The sequence below is a fragment of the Lapidilactobacillus salsurivasis genome, from assembly GCF_054785215.1.
This window is the reverse complement of record NZ_BAAABI010000002.1, coordinates 218,679-237,631: the sequence shown is the minus strand read 5'-3', so window position 1 is coordinate 237,631 and position 18,953 is coordinate 218,679. Positions and strand designations below refer to the sequence as shown.

The 18,953-nt window shown below is 49.9% G+C and carries 15 protein-coding genes; 13 read left to right on the top strand and 2 right to left on the bottom strand.

Annotation, left to right across the window (positions count from 1 at the left end; all coding sequences use genetic code 11):
• Positions 1–23: 23 nt before the first annotated feature.
• Complete coding sequence (pfkB, locus tag ACYVSB_RS03065; protein ID WP_125595614.1) at positions 24–938, bottom strand: 1-phosphofructokinase; 915 nt, start codon at positions 936–938, stop codon at positions 24–26.
• Complete coding sequence (locus tag ACYVSB_RS03060) at positions 935–1,693, bottom strand: DeoR/GlpR family DNA-binding transcription regulator (protein ID WP_461218380.1); 759 nt, start codon at positions 1,691–1,693, stop codon at positions 935–937. The genes pfkB and ACYVSB_RS03060 overlap by 4 nt, the downstream gene beginning before the upstream one ends.
• A gap of 374 nt (positions 1,694–2,067) precedes the next feature.
• On the opposite strand from ACYVSB_RS03060, the gene obgE reads away from it, so the two are divergent.
• The 13 genes from obgE (at position 2,068) to ACYVSB_RS02995 (ending at position 18,906) form a co-directional block, all read left to right on the top strand.
• Positions 2,068–3,360, top strand: coding sequence for a GTPase ObgE (obgE, locus tag ACYVSB_RS03055; RefSeq protein WP_461218379.1), 1,293 nt, complete (start codon positions 2,068–2,070; stop codon positions 3,358–3,360).
• 72 nt (positions 3,361–3,432) lie between these two features.
• Positions 3,433–5,421 carry an acyltransferase family protein gene (locus ACYVSB_RS03050; RefSeq protein ID WP_461218378.1) on the top strand — a complete coding sequence of 663 codons (1,989 nt, stop codon included), beginning with the start codon at positions 3,433–3,435 and terminating at the stop codon, positions 5,419–5,421.
• A 113-nt stretch (positions 5,422–5,534) separates the two neighbouring features.
• Positions 5,535–6,464, top strand: a complete 930-nt coding sequence (gene rnz / locus ACYVSB_RS03045; RefSeq protein ID WP_461218377.1) for a ribonuclease Z — start codon at positions 5,535–5,537, stop codon at positions 6,462–6,464.
• A gap of 36 nt (positions 6,465–6,500) precedes the next feature.
• Positions 6,501–7,286 carry an SDR family NAD(P)-dependent oxidoreductase gene (locus ACYVSB_RS03040; protein WP_461218498.1) on the top strand — a complete coding sequence of 262 codons (786 nt, stop codon included), beginning with the start codon at positions 6,501–6,503 and terminating at the stop codon, positions 7,284–7,286.
• 11 nt (positions 7,287–7,297) lie between these two features.
• Positions 7,298–7,708: a lipopolysaccharide assembly protein LapA domain-containing protein gene (locus ACYVSB_RS03035; protein ID WP_461218376.1), complete on the top strand. Its 411-nt coding sequence runs from the start codon at positions 7,298–7,300 to the stop codon at positions 7,706–7,708.
• Positions 7,709–7,898: 190 nt separating this feature from the next.
• Entirely contained in the window at positions 7,899–8,087 is a 189-nt protein-coding gene (rpmF, locus tag ACYVSB_RS03030; RefSeq protein ID WP_125595627.1) for a 50S ribosomal protein L32, read from the top strand.
• Positions 8,088–8,183: 96 nt separating this feature from the next.
• Positions 8,184–8,756, top strand: coding sequence for a DUF1836 domain-containing protein (locus ACYVSB_RS03025; RefSeq protein WP_125595629.1), 573 nt, complete (start codon positions 8,184–8,186; stop codon positions 8,754–8,756).
• Positions 8,753–10,303 carry a bifunctional metallophosphatase/5'-nucleotidase gene (locus tag ACYVSB_RS03020; protein ID WP_461218375.1) on the top strand — a complete coding sequence of 517 codons (1,551 nt, stop codon included), beginning with the start codon at positions 8,753–8,755 and terminating at the stop codon, positions 10,301–10,303. The genes ACYVSB_RS03025 and ACYVSB_RS03020 overlap by 4 nt, the downstream gene beginning before the upstream one ends.
• A 1,127-nt stretch (positions 10,304–11,430) precedes the next feature.
• Positions 11,431–11,598: a DUF2929 family protein gene (locus tag ACYVSB_RS03015; RefSeq protein WP_125595633.1), complete on the top strand. Its 168-nt coding sequence runs from the start codon at positions 11,431–11,433 to the stop codon at positions 11,596–11,598.
• Between the two features lie 257 nt (positions 11,599–11,855).
• A complete protein-coding gene (dnaE, locus tag ACYVSB_RS03010; protein WP_461218374.1) occupies positions 11,856–15,200 on the top strand; it encodes a DNA polymerase III subunit alpha in 3,345 nt (1,114 codons plus the stop codon).
• A 179-nt stretch (positions 15,201–15,379) separates the two neighbouring features.
• Positions 15,380–16,339, top strand: coding sequence for a 6-phosphofructokinase (gene pfkA / locus ACYVSB_RS03005; RefSeq protein WP_125595636.1), 960 nt, complete (start codon positions 15,380–15,382; stop codon positions 16,337–16,339).
• Between the two features lie 80 nt (positions 16,340–16,419).
• Positions 16,420–18,189 carry a pyruvate kinase gene (pyk, locus tag ACYVSB_RS03000; protein WP_461218373.1) on the top strand — a complete coding sequence of 590 codons (1,770 nt, stop codon included), beginning with the start codon at positions 16,420–16,422 and terminating at the stop codon, positions 18,187–18,189.
• 252 nt (positions 18,190–18,441) lie between these two features.
• Positions 18,442–18,906 carry a DUF441 domain-containing protein gene (locus ACYVSB_RS02995; RefSeq protein WP_125596354.1) on the top strand — a complete coding sequence of 155 codons (465 nt, stop codon included), beginning with the start codon at positions 18,442–18,444 and terminating at the stop codon, positions 18,904–18,906.
• Positions 18,907–18,953 lie beyond the last annotated feature (47 nt).

Here is an 18,953-nt window from a genome sequence, read left to right as displayed (position 1 = left end):
AAAATCCGCAAGTTTGTTGCCGCTTAACGAACTGTGGTGATCTTGATTTGCGGGCGAATCGCCTCGATTTGCGTCCGATCCGCAATATCCTCAGTAAAGGCGGTGGCGCTGCCGCAAGCCAAGCCGTACTCAAAGGCCTGAACAGGATCATGATGTTGACTGAATTCACCTACAAATCCGGCAATCATTGAGTCGCCGGCGCCCACGGAGTTGACCACCGCTCCTTGTGGCGCCGCGGAATGATAAATGTGATCCGCCGTAATCAAGTAGGCGCCGGCGCCAGCCATGGAGATCAGCACATGTTGTGCGCCAGCAGTCAGTAAGCGCTGACCATGAGCCAACAGCTCGTCATCATTGGCAAAAGTAGTCTGGAACAGTTCGGCTAATTCGTGATGGTTAGGCTTGATGACCAAAGGGTGGGCTGGTAAGGTATCCAGCAGGGCTTGGCCAGTGGTGTCGACCACAAAGTCGGCGCCTTGCGCTTTGGTCAATTTGATCAATTGCGCGTAGAAATCGGTGGGTAGATCAGGTAAAAGACTGCCTGACATGATCACCACGTCCCCTGGTTTGAGTTGGTGGAATTTGGCGGTGAAGGCGGCGATCTCCGTCGTGGTTACTTGAGGGCCCGGCGCGTTGAGTTCGGTTTCTTCGCCAGCGCTGAGTTTGACGTTGATGCGACTATTGGCGGCGATTTGGGTGAAGTCGCTGTCGATTTGTTTCGCGTCCAGGGATTGTTGGACAAAGTGACCGGTGAAGCCGCCGAGAAATCCCCAAGCCCGATTACCGACGGCCAACTGATTGAGGATTTGGGAAACATTGATTCCCTTGCCCCCAGCAAGATATGCTGTTTCCTTGAGACGATTGACTTGGCCCAATGCCAGCGCTTCACCACGCATAATGTAGTCGATGGCTGGATTGACCGTAATGGTGTAAATCATAAAGTCAGCTCCTTGATGTTAGTTTGATGATAATGTTGCCGGATCTTATCGGGAATATGATTGGTGACCAACGCCGTCAACTGTTGTAAGTTGCCGAACGTGGCGAAGGCCATTTCTGAGAACTTGGACGCGTCGGTCATCACCACCGTTTGTTTGGCGTGACTGATGGCGACTTTCTTGACACTGGCCTCATCAATTCTTGGGGTCATTAGATCGCCGGAAGGTGCGACGGCGTTAGTGCCGATCAGCGCCAGATCGAAGCGATACTGAGCCAAGTCATTGACTGTCGGCGCGCCGACTAAGGCTTTGGTATCATTCTTCAAGCGTCCGGCCGGTAAATTCACCGTCAATTCCAATTCAGACAGGCGAGCGGCGGTTGTGATGCTGTTGGTCATCAGGGTCAATCCGTGGCATTCACTTAAATAGGGAATGATTTCTTGCACGGTACTGCCCGCGTCCAGGAAAATAAATTGTTGCTGATGAAGATATTGCTGAGCCACGTATTCCGCAATCTTACCCTTCTCCGAACGATGTAGCTGTTCACGATCGGTTTGAGCTTGATCGGTGGTTAGGTGGGCCAACAAACGAGCGCCACCATGGATCCGTTCCAGTAAACCTTGCTTTTCCAGTTCGTCCAGATCACGGCGAATCGTGGATTCCGACGCGTCGGTCAGGCGCACGAGTTCGTTGATCTTACAAATCTGCTGGTTCGCCAGCAACTGGAGAATGATTTGGTACCGTTGTTCAGTTAACATTGACTCACCTCATGACAGATAATAAATGATTTTCGCAGAAAAAGCAATCTTTTTCCATCATAAACAATCAAAATATTTCAAAAGATTCGCAACGAACAATAAATTAGGAAAACGCCACCAAGATTGCTTCGCTGGGGCTGACCGCTCAATGCCATCTTCTGAAGGTTGGTGACAGGAAATGATTGTTTTGATCACCCTGATTGTTTTCACGCTGAAGGCGACGTGACACTGTCAGGGGCGGCCAAACAGGGCCCAAACAAAATAATGCCACGGATTAACGCTATTCTTAGTTTTTTGGTCGATAATTTGGTATCATAGGTAATGAACTTTTAGACATTAAGTCAAGTGGCAGGAATTAGGAGGATGGATCATCCATGTTTGTTGATCAAATTACAATTGAAGTAAAGGCCGGAAAAGGCGGCGATGGTGCGGTTTCGTTTCGTCGTGAGAAATTTGTTCCCAATGGGGGACCGGCTGGTGGTGACGGCGGACATGGTGGATCGATCATTCTTGTCGGTGACGAAGGCTTGCGGACCTTGCTGGATTTCCGCTATCGGCGTCATTTCAAGGCCGCTGCTGGAGAAAAGGGTATGAACAAGAGCATGTACGGTCGCGGCGCGGCGGATACCTATATCAAGGTTCCCACAGGCACCACGGTTACAGATGCTGATACAGGTGAGGTTTTAGGAGACATTGTCGCTAACAACCAAGAGCTGGTGGTCGCGGCAGGCGGTCGTGGTGGTCGTGGCAATATCCATTTCGCGACGGCCCGGAATCGCGCCCCTGAAATCGCCGAAAATGGCGAACCTGGTCAAGAGCGCTTTTTGAAATTGGAATTAAAGGTTCTGGCGGATGTTGGCCTGGTCGGCTTCCCATCGGTGGGCAAATCCACCTTGTTGTCAGTGGCGACTTCTGCCAAACCTAAGATTGCCGCATACTCATTTACCACTTTGGTTCCTAACTTGGGCATGGTCCAATTAGACGATGGCCGTGATTTCGTGATGGCCGATTTACCTGGATTGATTGCGGGCGCGGCGCAAGGAGTCGGGTTAGGCATTCAGTTTCTCCGCCATATTGAGCGGACCCGGGTGATTTTACACTTGGTGGATATGGATCCCGATAATGGCCGGGAACCGTTGACGGATTATCAGCAAATTCGCCATGAATTGGCGCAATATGATCCGCGTTTGTTGCAACGGCCAGAATTGATCGTTCCGACGAAAATGGATCTGCCGGGCGCGGCGGAACGGCTGGCGGATTTCCAGGCGGCTTTGCAAGCGGCGGGGGAACAAGCGCAATTTATGCCGATTTCCAGTGTTAGTCATCAAGGGGTCCAACCACTCTTGCAGCGCACCGCTGATCTGTTGGCCACGGCGCCGGCAGTTGATCCAATCATGGCGCAACCAGACAAGGATGTGCTTTACAGCTTCGATGAAGATCAAGCGGCTGGCTATACCATTGAAGAAGTGGCGCCTCATGAATTTGAAGTTCATGGTGAGCGGATCGAGAAGTTCGTGAAGATGACCAATCTTGATCACCAAGATGGCATTATGCGCTTTGCCCGGATTTTGCATAACTGGGGGATCGAAGACGCGTTGCGGGAGCACGGCGCCGAAAATGGTGACAGTGTGACCATCGCTGATTTTGTTTTTGACTTCGTTGAGTAAACTGGGAACTTTTGGTGGTTGTTGACGCAGAAATTTTTATTTTAGATGACAAGAATTAAGGGGAGAATCGTCATGCAGCGAAACACTCGCATGAAAAGAAGGTATATCAATGGGTTTAACGGGCTGCGAGCGCTAGGCGTGATCGCGGTGATTTTATATCACCTCAATCCGGATGTTTTTCGTGGTGGTTATTTAGGCGTACCGATTTTCATGGTGCTATCTGGTTATTTGATCACGGATCATTTACTGGCAGATCTGCGGCAAAAGGGGCATTATGATTATCGTGGTTTCTGGTTACGCCGGATTAAACGGTTATATCCAACTTTGATCACAATGTTAATGGCGACAGCTGGTTATATCGTTCTTTTTCAACGGGACCTGTTGGCCAATTTGCATCGAATCGTTGGAACAAACTTGATCTACCTATATAATTGGTGGCAAATCTTCAATGGCCAATCTTATTTTGAGCGGTTTGCCAATAACGAGTCACCCTTTACTCATTTGTGGACGCTGTCGATCGAGGGACAGTTCTATCTGTTATGGCCGCTGTTGGTGCTGGGAATCTGGCGTTGGTCAAAGAAAAAGAAGGCGACAGTTTTCTGGACTAGCATAGGGTTGGCGGTGGTTTCAGCGGGCTTGATGGCTTTGCTCTTCAATCCCAGCGCGGATCCCAGCCGAATTTATTATGGCACCGATACCCGCGCCTTCTCGATTCTTTTGGGTTGCGCCTTAGCGGTGGTTTGGCCCAGCGGTGAATTACGCGATAAATTGGCGGTGGCCGATCGCATTGGCATCGACCTGATCGGCTTGGTTGGTTTCGCCGGGATGGTCTGGTTGACCTTGGCATTGGACGCGCGGTCGTCGTGGCTGTATCGTGGCGGCATGGTGCTGTTCTCTTTGTTCACGGTGCTTTTGGTGGCGGTTGTGGCCCATCCTGGCGCTGATTGGGATCGTTTATTAACGAATCCGCTATTTAATTGGTTAGGGAGTCGAAGCTATGGCATTTATCTCTATCAATTCCCAGTGATGATCTTCTTTGAAAGTCGGATGCGCAATATTGCTGATCATCCGATCTTGTATCCCGTGATCGAAGTGATCTTGATCCTCTTGTTGAGTGAGGCCTCCTATCGCTTTATTGAACGCCCCTTGGCGCGCTTTGATTATCGCCAAACTTGGACTTGGGTCAAGACGCTGTTCACCACGCCTAATAATCGGGGAATGTTGCGCCAACGTTTCGTTGCTGGCATCATGAGTTTGATCATGATCCTAGGCCTGATTGGCGTCATTCAGGCGCCTAGTGTGCGCGCAAACACGGCTGATCATTCGGATTTGGCCAAAACAATCAAGAAAAACGCCGCGCAAACCAAGAAAGAGAATGCTAAAATTGCGGCGGCCGCGCGCTCATCAGCCGCGGAAAGTCGGAAGGCAGCGTCGGACAAATCCTTAAGCGAGTCCTTGAGTATCTCAGCGAGCAAATCCAGTGCCGCGGAAGAATCCGAGGCGGCCAAGAATCCGGTCAACCAGGATTTAGAGAAGTATGGCTTGACCCAAGTTCAGCTCCATGCGGCGCAGAATTTACAGATCACCGGGATCGGTGATTCTGTCATGCTAGGGAGCGCGGAAGGTTATAAGCGGATCTTCCCGAAAATGTACTTAGACGCGACGGTCAGCCAACAAGTCTACACGATCCAGCCTAAAATCAAGGGTTTACTGCAACAAGGCTTAGTCGCGACTAATGTGCTGGTGGGATTGGGAACCAACGGCTCATTTCAGGCCAACGATCTGGACGAGATCATGCATTTGTTTGGACCGGATCGCAATGTTTTTTGGATCAATGTGCACGTGCCGACCCGGGCGTGGCAGAATCAGGTCAACGCAGACCTGGCCGCCGGCGCCAAACGCTTCGCGAATTTACATGTGATTGATTGGTACAGTTACTCGAAGGCGCATGAAGATTGGTTTGCTAAAGATGATGTCCATCCAAATCCCACCGGCTCACCGTACTATTACACTTATGTTGCCAAACAGATCCTGACGACTTTGGCAGCCGCCGATAAGTAGCGCCACGGCAACCCGTGGTGGTGCATAGATTAGAGTGGCAGTGGCCAGTCATGACTGGCCAGTTTGTTGCGGCTTGACCGATTATCAAAATTTGAATTAAGGTATGTGATCGAATGGAGTTAGAGTTTCTCGGAACCGGAGCGGGGGTGCCTGCTCGCGGCCGTAACGTTAGTAGTTTGGCCCTTAAAATGTTAGATGAACGAAATGAAATTTGGCTGTTTGATTGTGGTGAAGGGACCCAACAGCAGATTTTACAAACGGCGATTCGCCCGCGCAAAGTGACCAAAATCTTTATCAGCCATTTACATGGCGATCATTTATACGGGTTGCCCGGTTTCCTATCCAGTCGTTCCAATCAAGGCGGCATCGAGCCCGTCGATCTTTATGGACCGATCGGCCTGAAACAATACGTGCAGACTTCATTGAAAACAACCGGAACACGCTTGGGTTATCCGCTAAACTTTCATGAATTATCCGGGGCTGGCGTGATTTTCGCCGATGCAGGGATCACCGTCACGACGCTACCACTGGATCACCGGATCGCTTGTTTCGGTTATCGCGTGGTTGAAGCAGACCTTCCTGGCGAGTTATTAGTGGCAAAATTACGCGAGTTGCAGGTTCCCTCAGGCCCGATTTATGGTAAGCTAAAGGCAGGTCAGCAGGTGACTTTGCCTGATGGTCGCCAGTTGGATGGTCGTGATTTTGTAGGCCCGAATAAGCCTGGTCGTATCGTGACCATTATTAGTGACACTCGGCAGACGCCGAATATTTTAAAGTTGGCGGAACATGCCGATGTGTTGGTCCACGAAAGCACTTTCAGTCAGGCCGAGGCACGCTTAGCCCATCAATATTTCCATTCCACGTCGACGCAGGCGGCCAAGGTGGCGCAACGAGCGCATTGCCACCAATTGTTGCTGACTCATATATCTGCTCGCTATCTGGGCAAGGGTGTGCATCAATTGCAGTCTGAAGCGCAACATATTTTCAAGGCAACTCGAGTAGTCAATGATTTCGATATTATCCCAGTCCCCTTCGCGGATTGAGTGATCAGGAGGTAATCGAATATGACAGATTCTGATTTGGCATTACGGCATAAAGTCGTCGTCATCACCGGCGCTTCTTCGGGGCTGGGACGTGATATTGCGCTAGAGGCGGCCAGTCGCGGCGCACGGTTGTTTTTGTTGGCGCGGCGGGTTCCTGAATTGATGGAAGTTAAAGCTCAGTGTGAACGACTGTCCCATGAAACGACGACAGTTATTCCCGTTGATTTAGGTGATCTTGACGCCTTGGAAGCGGCGGTTGCGGAAATTCGTGCGGCCACGCGCCAAGTGGATGTTTTGGTCAACGCGGCTGGCTTTGGTGATTTTGAAAGCTTCACCGACGTTCCGGTGGCGCGGATCGAGCAGATGTTCCGGGTCAATGTGCTGGGGTTAATGATTTTGACGCGGGAATTGGTGCCTTTGTTGGTCAACACGCGGGGCCATATCATCAATTTCGGTTCGATGGCGGGTAAGATCCAAACGCCGAAATCAGCGGTTTACGCGGCGACGAAAGCGGCTGTGATCGCTTTTTCCAACTCGTTACGTCTGGAAGTCAAGCCTTTGGGTATCAAGGTCACCACGATCAATCCTGGTCCGGTCAAGACTGATTTCTTCGCGACCGCTGATCAAGGTGATCAATATCTGGCTAAAATCGCTTGGTTGGCGCTAGATTCAGAACGCTTAGCGCAGCGGATCGTCGGCGTTTTTGGCCGTGATGTGCGGGAGATCAATACACCGTGGATCATGGAAGTCGCCGCGCGCATCTATCCATTGGTGCCGCATTTAGGTGATTTCTTAGCCAGCACATTAGGCAATCAGAAATAGGGGTCGGGCAAATGAAAAAGCAAACGAGTTTCATTATTGGGCTAGTGCTTGCGTTAGTCGTGGTTATCTTTGCGGTTTTGAACGTGGCACCAACCGTGATCAATTTCGGGTTCGTTAAAGTCAAACTACCGCTGATCATTATTCTGATCTTGGCTTTGATTTTGGGCGCGCTGATTGCGTTGTTGTTGTCAACCACGGGGAGTATTTCCCACAAACGCCAACAAAAGCAATTGACGCAAGAAATCAGTTCGTTAAAGCAGAACCAACAGGCGACAATCGATCAAGCGGTGGCTGACGCCCGTGAAAAGCAGCGGCAAGAATTGAAGGAAAAAGAGCAAACGATTGCTGCTTTAGAGGCGCAGTTAACGGACCAACGCGCCTCCCATCAAATGGCCGGTGGTTCCAACGAATCTGAACAATAAGGTTGGTGGCTGGCAACTGGCGTCGGTCAGCGACCCGAAAAATAGATTCCGGCGTGGCGACTGACGAGAAAGTTAAATTTTACTTGCCATCAAGGAACATTGATAGTATCATGGATAGGTGAACGAAAACAGCATCTATTACGTTGCTTTGATCTCGCTTAAATAGTTGATTTGAAAAGGAGTTTTTAAAATGGCAGTTCCTGCACGTCGCACTTCTAAAATGAAAAAGCGCCAACGTCGTGGTCATATCAAGTTGCAAACACCTAACTTGCAATTCGACGCGGCAAATGGTGAATATCGCTTGAATCATCACGTTTCCCCTAAAGGTTTCTACAAGGGTAGCCAAGTGATCAAGAAGGCTGAAGAAGCTAATAATTAGTCCGCCTAGCGGGCTTTTTTATTTGTCCAATTCTGTTAGCAAGGCTAGCTAGTTTTCATTATGATATGTTAAACTGGTGCTAGTGAGGTGTCATAAATGGAAAAGCAAAAGTTTGCCCAATATTTACAACAGATCCAAGTACTGACAATTCCTCGGTGGAGTGAATTGCCGCAATTTGATTTGTACATGGATCAAGTGGTCAGCTTCATCAACAAAATGTTGGAGCCCCTTGAATTTGATGAGTTAACCCCGGCGATGATCAACAATTATGTTAAGGCGGGATTGGTGCGGGCGCCGCAGAAGAAACGTTATAGTCAACAGCAACTGGCCCGGTTGATTGTGATCGCGATCTTGAAAAGTGTTTTTTCGATTGGCGAAATCAAACAAGGGCTGCATTTGGTGGTCCATCCGGATAAGAATTCCCAAACCTACGATTACTTCGTGACCGTCTTTTTGAAAACAATTCAAGATGTGGTCGGCGACTTCGCCAATGAAGTGGTGATCACAGCAGCGAAGCAGGACGATTTGGTGGTGGAAACCACCAATTTAGTGAAGTTGAGTTGTAGCGCCGTCGTTCAGCGGACGGTGGTCTTGAAGCTTTTAGGCAAGCTGGAGGCCCAACAAGCCGAGGAAGCCACACTGAAAATCGAGGAGAGTCAGAAAAAATGAAATTAACGATTCTATCTACCAGTGATACGCACGGCTATTTATTGCCCACTGACTATACTAGCCGCAACAGCCAGAAACCATATGGCTTAACGCGGGCGGCTACGGTGATCAAGGAACAAGTCGCCGCGGCTGGCGCCGAGCCAGTGCTGGTGATCGAGAATGGCGACTTCTTGCAAGGGTCTCCTTTGGCTTACTATGTGGCCAAGGTTAGTCATGATTTGCGGCCACTGTCGCAAGCCTATAATCAAATTCCCTACCAAATCGGCATTGTTGGTAATCACGAATTCAATTATGGTGCCGATTATTTAAGAACCGCGATTCAACAAAGTTCGCGCCATTTTCTTTGCGCCAATATTTTAGACGCGAATGGACAACCTGCTTTTGGGCAACCCTATGAGCTTGTGCGATTTGGAGCTCTGACCGTCGCCGTGCTAGGGCTGACCACGCAATACATCCCGCACTGGGAAGCGCCAGAGAAGATCCAAGGGCTCCAATTCCGGTCGGCGGTCGCCACCGCTGAAGCCTATGTGCCTAAATTAAGAGCATTGGCGGATGTGGTTGTGGTCGCTTATCATGGTGGTTTTGAGCGTGATTTGACCACAAACGTGCCCACTGAAGCGTTGACCGGGGAAAACGAAGGCTCGGCGTTGGCGTTGGTTCCAGGAATTGATGCCTTAGTGACTGGCCATCAACATCGGGAATTAGCGGCGCGATTGGGCACGGTACCGATCACGCAGCCAGGTTCGAAGGGGGAATTTGTCGGGAAAATCACGTTGACGGTGAATGAAGCCCGACAGGTGACCGCTCGTCAGGCCGAATTATTGCCAACGGAAACTGCTCAGCCAGCGCCAGAATTGGTGCGCACCTTGACGCCCACCAATCAAGCGGTGGAGGATTGGCTTGATCAACCTCTGGGCACAACGACTGGCGATTTGACCATTACCGATCCGATGGCCGTTCGATTACGTCCGCATCCTTATATTCAGTTCGTCCAAGATGTTCAGCGAGCGGCCACTGGCGCGAAAATCTCTGGCACTGCCTTGTTCAACAATGATGGCCGCGGTTTTGACCAGGTGATCACTTTCCGCTCGGTGCTGACCAATTACATTTATCCCAACACCCTCGCCGTGGAAAAAATCACTGGCGCCGATTTACGCGCAGCCTTGGAACAATCGGCGGAATATTTCTCGTTGGATCCACAAGGACAAATCGTGGTTTCTGACCGTTTCAAGCAGCCAAAGCCGCAGCACTATAATTATGATATGTACGCCGGAGTCGATTACGTGATCAACGTGGCCCGCCCAGTCGGCCACCGGATCACCAGCTTAACTTATCAGGGCGCGCCAGTTCGCGATGATCAAGCGCTGACAGTGGTGATCAATCAATATCGGGCCGTTGGTGGTGGCAATTACGCCATGTTCACCGCGGACAAAATCGTCCAGGAAAATCCGGCGGACATGACGGAACTGATCGCTGATTATTTACGGCAACATCCTCAGGTCAGCGCTAAGACCGAGGATAATTTCCGCGTAATTGCCCAAGATTAGGCTTGGGCGGTTGGTGTTGGGGACATCTGGTTAAATTTGTCCGTGGGCGTTCGCCTAATTGCAGGTATGCCGGGTTTGGATGGGGACGCAACCGCCTCAGGACGTTTGTCGTGGCTGGAACGCGGTGGGCGCTGTTTTGAGCCAACCCGCAAAGTGCGCGGCTTGTCTCAAAATCAGGTCTTTGTCTAAGTGATAAATCACTAAGACAAATTTCACCGCTGAGCCACACGTCCTGAGGCGGTTGCTAGGCAGAATTGCGCCTATCTGCAATTGAAGTTGGGTATTTGACGAAGTGCTTTTGCAAGCTAGCGGTCAAAATAATGGCCAACTTTTGGGGTGGTACGGCAATGCCAGCGGATTTGAGGTTATCAGCTAGACTATTTCAAGTCGTGCAATCGTGTTGACTGAGCATCACGCCAAATCGTCCACGAGTACGATTCGGCCGATTCATCCAGAACTTGCTTGAGTTCTTCAGGTCAACTATTCCGTTGTTACCAAGATCGAGCTAGTGACCTCTAACCATGATCGTCAATTGCGGAGATCTCTATCAATTGGACATAGCTTGTCAATTAGCGCGAGTGCCCAAAATTAGACTTGAGCGTTGGCGCTGGGTGCATCTGATTAAATTTGTCCGTTGGCGTTCGCCTAATTGCAGGTATGCCGGGTTTGGATGGGGACGCAACCGCCTCAGGCCGTTTGTCGTGGCTGGAAACGTGTTCGCCGACCCAGCTCCCTGCGCTTAGCTACGCAATCGTTCCGGAAGCAAAATACAGCTTCCAAAACAATTGCTAGGCTTATGCTCAGGAGCTACCCAGGTCGGTTCACACTCTGGCGTTGGTGGGCTGTTCGCTCGTTTGGCGGAAGGTCGGGCTGGGGGTGAGTCAGCCGCGATATTATTGTTGGCGATTTATCGCCTAGAATAAGGCCGAGCTTGAAGCTTTTCGGTGGTTTTCCGAAAAGCTTCAAGTCGTGCCCGCCGCGTTCCACCACCCCCAGCCCGACCTGGAGCCTCACCACATCTGCAATCCACCAACGCCCGCGCAGCGGGCTGATTGAACAAATATTTGAAATCATTTGGCAAGCTTGCCTTTTTATGCTACTATAATGCTTTGAAAGAAGGGTCGATCATGAAACGAATCGTGGTTATTTTTTGGTCATTGCTCTTGGGAATCGTCGCGGGATTTATTGGCGCGAAACTCGACCAGAGCAACTTTAACTTACAAACGAGTTTGATCGCCTTTTTCGTGTTCGGTCTGTTATTGAATTTCGTTCCGGGAATTGTCAAGAACAGCTGAGTTCGAGATTGGGTTTTGACAGAGTTAGATGTAAATATCCATTTAGAAAAGTGCTGGCGGCGAAACGTAATGTTTCATCACCCACTTTTTTATTTTGGCGTGATTTGGCAGCGGACGTGGTTCGCCGGGATCAAGACTGGCCGAACTGGGCGATTTGAGCCGTGTGCGCCGCGAATCATCGGCGTATTGGCCGGGCTAGCTTGACCGCAAACTCTGGATCTTTGGTATAATGGATTTATTAGAAAGGAACGAGTGAAATGGCTGATTTTGTTGATTTACAAGTCCGCAGTTGCTTTAGCTTACTGCAAAGCTCGATCACGATCGACGCTTTGATCGCCGCTGCCAAAACGCAGGGACATGAAGCGCTGGCCTTGACTGATTTCAATACAATGTATGGCGCCGTTAGTTTTTATCGGGCGGCGACGGCGGCGGGAATCAAGCCTTTGATCGGACTAACGGTGCAACTTCCAGGATTATTGGCTGAAAATCAGCAGGCGGAATTGATTTTTATCGCGCGCAATAATCATGGGTTACATCAGTTATTTCGCTTGTCCTCATTGAAAATGACGACGCCGGATTTAACTTGGGCCCAACTGGCGACCGAATGTCAGGACCTAATCGTGATCATGCCGGCATTGACCAGCGAGACGGCAGCAATCATTGATTTGCCAGCTGCCCAACAGGATCTGTGGTGGCAACAGTTTCAACCGCTATTTGCGCAAACGCCATTGTACTGGGGGATCACGACCCGTGGACAAACAGGGGCAATGCGACGGGCGGCCACTAAACTGGCGGCGAAATGGCAAATCCCACTGGTGGCCTTGGATGATGTGCGCTATTTGACCAGCGAGGACGCGTTTACCAATGATGTCTTGGCGGCGATTGGCCAGGGCCAGCAACTGGATCAGCCTTTGATCCAGTCCCAACAACAGGGGCAATACTATTTGGATCCGCCTGAAGTCAGCGCCCAACGTTATCAACAGGCTGAGCTTGAAGGCGCGGCGGCCAACACTGTTAAAATCGCGCAGCAGTGCCAGGTCCAATTTGATTTCAAACGAGCGGAATTGCCCCGTTTCCCCACACCAGCAGGGGTCAGTTCGGCGGATTATTTGGCGCAACTGGCGCAACGGGGGCTGGCGCGCCGGTTGCAGACCAAGTCCGGGGTCAAACCTGGCGCTTACCAGCAACGGCTTGCGGAAGAATTGAAGATCATCATTCAAATGGGTTTTGCGGATTATTTCCTGATCGTCTGGGATGTGATCAAACAGGCCCACCAACTCAAAATCATGATCGGGCCGGGTCGGGGATCGGCCGCGGGGTCGTTGGTGGCTTATAGTCTGGGCATTACAGACGTGGATCCGCTGACCTATCAGCTGCTGTTTGAACGTTTCTTGAATCCGGAACGAGTCTCCATGCCAGATATTGATTTGGATATTCCTGATGATCGGCGGGATGAACTGATTCATTACATGCACGATCATTATGGTGACGCGCACATGGCGCAGATCATTACCTTTGGAACCATGGCCGCGAAACAAGCCTTGCGTGATGTGGGGCGGGTTTTGGGCCTGAGTCAGCCAGAGATGAACGAGTGGTCTCGGGCCATCACGGATAGTCGGTTGGATCTGCGGGAAGCCTACAAACACTCCGACGGGTTGAAGAATTTAGTGGCGACCAGCGATCGCAATCGTCTCTTGTTTGTGACCGCGTTGAAAATCGAAGGGTTGCCCCGTCACTTCTCGACCCACGCGGCGGGTATTGTGTTGAGTGCCCAAGCCTTGACCGATACGGTGCCCGTCCAAAATGGCACCGAGGATATTAAGCTGACGCAGTTTCCAAAAGGTGATGTGGAAGCGCTGGGCCTACTGAAAATGGATTTCTTGGGGTTACGCAATTTAACGATCCTTGCCAACACGTTGCGCAGTATTCGCCAGCAGCCAGGATCAGCCGATTTCGACCCCCACCAAATCCCGTTGAATGATCCGGAAACTATGGCCTTATTCCAGCGCGGGGACACAGACGGCGTTTTCCAATTTGAATCGGGGGGCATTCGCCAAGTTTTGATCAAGTTGCACCCCACTAGTTTCGCGGATATTGTAGCGACTAACGCGTTGTACCGGCCCGGACCAATGGAAAATATCGATACGTTCGTGGCCCGGAAAAATGGCCGTCAACCAATTGCCTATCCAGACCCAGCCTTGGCGCCAGTCTTACATGATACTTATGGTGTGTTGGTTTACCAAGAACAAGTCATGCAAGTTGCCGTGTTGATGGGTGGGTTCACCATGGCCCAAGCGGATAACCTTCGCCGCGCCGTCAGCAAGAAAAGTCGCAGCGCTCTTGACGCGGCCAAGGAACAGTTCTTGACCGGGGCCCAAGGGCAGGGCTTCTCCTTGGAAGTGGCGCAAACGGTTTATGATTACATTGAACGTTTTGCCAATTATGGCTTCAATAAATCTCACGCGGTCGCTTATAGCATGGTGGCAGTTTGGTTGGCCTATTTGAAAGTTCATTATCCAGCGCCGTTTTTCTTGGCGCTGTTGAACGCTAACCTGAATAACCAACAAAAAGTCGCGAACTATTTGCAAGAGCTGCGCGGCCGGCACATCAAGATCCATGGACCAGATATCAATGAAAGCCGCTTTGGTTTTATCTTGAAAGGTGAGCAGGTTTACTTTGGTTTCAGTTCAATCAAGGGCTTGCGGCGCGATTGGTGCCAGCAGATCTTGGCGGAACGACAGGCGCGCGGTCGTTTTCAAAGTGTCACAGATTTCTTGAAAAGATTACCAGAGAAATTGTTGAAAACTGACTTTCTCACGATTTTGGCTCAGGTCGGGTGTTTCGACCAATTTGATCAGAATCGGCATCAAACGGTGCTCAACATGACCGACTTAAGTGAAAGTTTGCAGTTGGCCGGCAGCAGTATGCCGTTGTTCGATGTTTTGGCGCCGAAAGTGGAGCACGTGGCCGACTACGATAATCAAACGCGGTTGTCGCTGGAGAAGGAACTGCTGGGCGTTTATGTGTCGGGGCATCCTTTGTCCAACTATACCCAGGCCTTTCAGCGAGCCCGCGCCCAAACCTTGGCCCAATTACCACCAGCAGGTCAGCGGACGACGATCTTGGTGTACCTCACCGGGCTCAAGACAATCAGAACCAAGCGCGGGGAACAGATGGCTTTTCTGAAAGTTGAGGACCTAACCGCCGAAATGGATGTCACGGTCTTCCCGCAAACGTATCGGCAGTCCCACGAACTCTTGCAAAACGGGGCGATCTTGCTGCTGCAAGGAAAAGTCGATCAAAGGGCGGGGCGGCAAGGCCGAGCGCAATTTATTGCCGAACAGATCGCCACCGTTGCCGCCGATCAAAAAGTCGCGACCCTCTTTTTGCAGTTGACCGCCGCGACGGATCAGGTGGCTGTGAAACAAAAGCTTGAAAAAACACTGCTTTCCCATCGGGGACTTTCACCAGTTATCATTCATTTTGCAACAACCAAGAAAAACGTTCGCTTAGATCAACGCTTTCAAGTTCAGGTGTCCAGCGAGCTTCTAGCCGCATTGGCTCAATTGTTGGGTAGTGATAATGTGGTTGTCCGGAACTGACTTTCTGAAAAAAATCGGCGATTTCAAATATTTTTACTTTTTTTCAGTTTGATTTCATGATATTTGTCTTTAATTACAAGACAATTTTCTTTAAAGGTGGTAGACTGATTAAGGACTGTGGTTCTGGAGAGATCCGGGAGCACAAGTATGACAGTGAGAGATTGACTTGAGGTGAAGAAATGAAAAAAATCGGTATTTTAACGAGTGGTGGCGACGCACCTGGTATGAACGCCGCGATTCGTGCCGTAGCCCGGAGAGCTTCTGCAGAAGGGCTTGAGGTTTATGGCATCAACTATGGCTTTGCTGGTCTGGTTGCTGGCGATATTTTTCCATTAGATGAGGCTGTTTTAGATGATAAGATCGCTCGTGGTGGGACTTTCTTATACTCGGCCCGTTATCCAGAGTTTGCCAATGTCGAAGGCCAACTGAAAGGGATCGAACAACTGAAGAAATTCGGGATCGATGCTTTGGTTGTGATCGGCGGCGACGGCTCCTATCATGGCGCGCTACGTTTGACTGAACATGGTTACAACGCGGTTGGTCTACCAGGTACGATCGATAATGACGTGCCTTATACTGACTTTACCATTGGCTTTGATACTGCTTTAAGTACGGCGGTCGAGGCGATCGACAAGATCCGCGACACCGCCACCAGTCATCAACGGGTTTTCGTGGTTGAAGTGATGGGCCGTGGCGCTGGCGATCTGGCCTTGTGGGCTGGTGTCGCTACTGGCGCTGAGGCGATCATCGTGCCAGAGCGGGACTATGATGTTCCGGCCATTGCCAAGAAGTTGGAAGCATTCCGGGAAGCCGGTCACGATAACGCCGTCATTGTTTTGGCGGAGGGCGTGATGAGTGCTCAGGAATTCAAAGCGGAATTGGACAAGTATGGTGACTTTGATTCACGGGCGACCACGATCGGCCACGTTCAGCGTGGTGGTGTTCCAACCGCACGTGATCGGGTCTTGGCCAGCAAGATGGGCAATTACGCCGTTGAGCTGTTGCTTCAAGGTAAAGGTGGCTTAGCGATCGGGATCGAGAACAACCAGATCACTGAGCATCCTATGGAAGAACTGTTTGATGAAAAACATCATGCAGATTTAGACCTTTACGACATGAATAATAAGTTCAATCAGTAAGCATTTTGTGCTATGATAATACACGGTTAGAATGGCGTTCAAGCCTTTTAATAAAATCAATGTAAGGAGCGTTTTTTTTCATGAAAAAGACCAAGATTGTTTCAACACTTGGACCTGCAAGTAACAACACCGACATTATTGTGAAGTTGATCGAATCCGGAGCTAATGTTTTCCGGTTCAACTTCTCTCATGGTGATCATGAGGAACATTTAAGCCGGATGAACATGGTCCGTGAAGCAGAAAAGATCACTGGTAAGCTTGTTGGTATCATGCTTGATACTAAGGGCGCAGAGATCCGGACAACGGTTCAAGAAAACGGTTCTTTTGAAGCTCATACGGGCGATGTTATCCGTGTTTCAATGGATGACAGTTTGACTGGTAACCCTGACAAGATCGCGGTTACTTATCCTGGCTTGTATGATGATACTCATGTTGGCGGTCACGTTTTGATCGATGATGGCTTAGTTGACTTGAAGATCACTGCTAAAGACGAAGCTAATCATGAATTAGTTACAGAAGTTCAAAATGATGGCAAGGTCGGCTCGCGTAAGGGTGTTAACGCGCCTGGCGTTGAGATCCGCTTGCCAGGTATCACTGAAAAAGATGCTGACGATATTCGTTTTGGTTGCGACCAAAACATCAACTTCATCGCTGCCAGCTTTGTTCGTAAAGCTGCCGACGTTTTAGATATTCGTGAAATCTTGGAAGAAAAACATGCTGAAAATGTTAAAATCTTCCCTAAGATCGAATCTCAAGAAGGTATCGACAATATCGATGAAATCTTGAAAGTTTCTGATGGTTTGATGATTGCTCGTGGTGACATGGGTGTTGAAATTCCATTTGAAAACGTTCCTTTCGTTCAAAAGAACTTGATCAAGAAGTGTAACACTTTGGGCATGCCTGTTATTACAGCAACACAAATGTTAGACTCCATGCAAGAAAATCCTCGCCCAACTCGTGCCGAAGTTACTGACGTGGCTAACGCTGTCATGGACGGTACTGACGCAACGATGCTTTCTGGCGAAAGTGCTAACGGCGACTATCCTGTTGAAGCCGTTGCTACAATGGCCCGGATCGATACTCGGACTGAAACCGAAATGAAGAAGCGTAATACTTTAGCATTACAACGGTTTGAAGAATATAAAGGTTCTAACGCCACTGAATCTATTGGCGAATCCGTTGTTCGGACTGCTGAAGAATTACACGTTAAGGCCATCGTTGTGGCAACTTCATCAGGCTATTCAGCACGGATGATCTCGAAATATCGTCCTAACGCTAACATTTTAGCAATCACTTTTGATGAGAAGACGCAACGCGGTTTGACTGTCAACTGGGGCGTTACACCTGTTTTAGCTGCTAAGCCAGCTTCAACTGATGAAATGTTCGAAATCGCTGGTCAAAAGGCGCAAGATTACGGCTTCGCTAAAGAAGGCGACCTGATCTTGATCGTTGCCGGTGTTCCTGTTGGCGAAAGCGGCACAACTAACTTGATGAAGATCCAATTGATCGGTTCTAAGTTAGCTCAAGGCCAAGGTGTTGGCGACGAAACAATCGTTGGCAAGGCTGTTGTTGCTGATAACGCTAAAGACGCGGTTGCTAAAGCAACTGAAGGTGGCGTTTTGGTTGTTAAGACAACTGACAAGGATTACTTGCCAGCTATCGAAAAATCAAGCGCGATCGTCGTTGAAACTGGCGGCTTGACTTCACACGCTGCTGTTGTCGGGATCGCAATGGGTATTCCTGTTGTTGTCGGCGCAGCTGATGCTACTAGCCTGATCAAGGATGGCGAATTGATCACCGTTGATTCACGTCGTGGCGTGATCTACCGTGGCGCTTCTAACTCACTTTAATCATTAGCTGATCAAGTGTGTTGTTCGCTTCATTGAATTGAAAAAGAGCTCGGGACCCGCGAGGGGAACCGAGCTCTTTTTGACCTTGATTACTGGAGGGACTGCCAAGATAAACTTGCGCGTCCACCGCCGCCGTCAGCGCGTCCACCGCCGCACGCAAACGGACCGTGAAAGATAGAATTTAGAATTTTTCCTCATTAACGCCACTTTTTTTGGTACAATGATGGAAGAATACAGGAGATGGGTGAAAATGTGGAAAGCTGGTTATTTCTCGGTTTGATCCTAGCAATCGCCTTGCTAGGTCGGAATAAATCATTGATCATCGCCACCGCGGTGGTCTTGGCGATTAAATTATTACCTCAGGCGGACAAATGGTTGAAATTTGTGGGCGATCGGGGGATCAATTGGGGCGTGACCGTTATTTCAGTGGCGATCCTAGTGCCGATTGCCACCGGGAAAATCGGGTTCAAAGATCTGGTCAACGCTTTTAAAACACCGGCGGGCTTCATCGCCGTTGGCTGTGGTATTTTGGTGGCGGTTTTGTCGGCCAAAGGGGTCGGGCTATTAGGCCAAAGTCCAGAAATAACGGTGGCCTTGGTTTTTGGGACCATTGTCGGGGTGGTGTTCTTCCGGGGCATTGCCGCTGGCCCAGTGATTGCGTCAGGGATGACCTATGTGATCTTGACCATGGTCAATGCCATGGTGAACCGCGGTTGATTCACCACGGTCGTGTAGCGGAAGGAACGGAAAAAGAAAGGATCTTT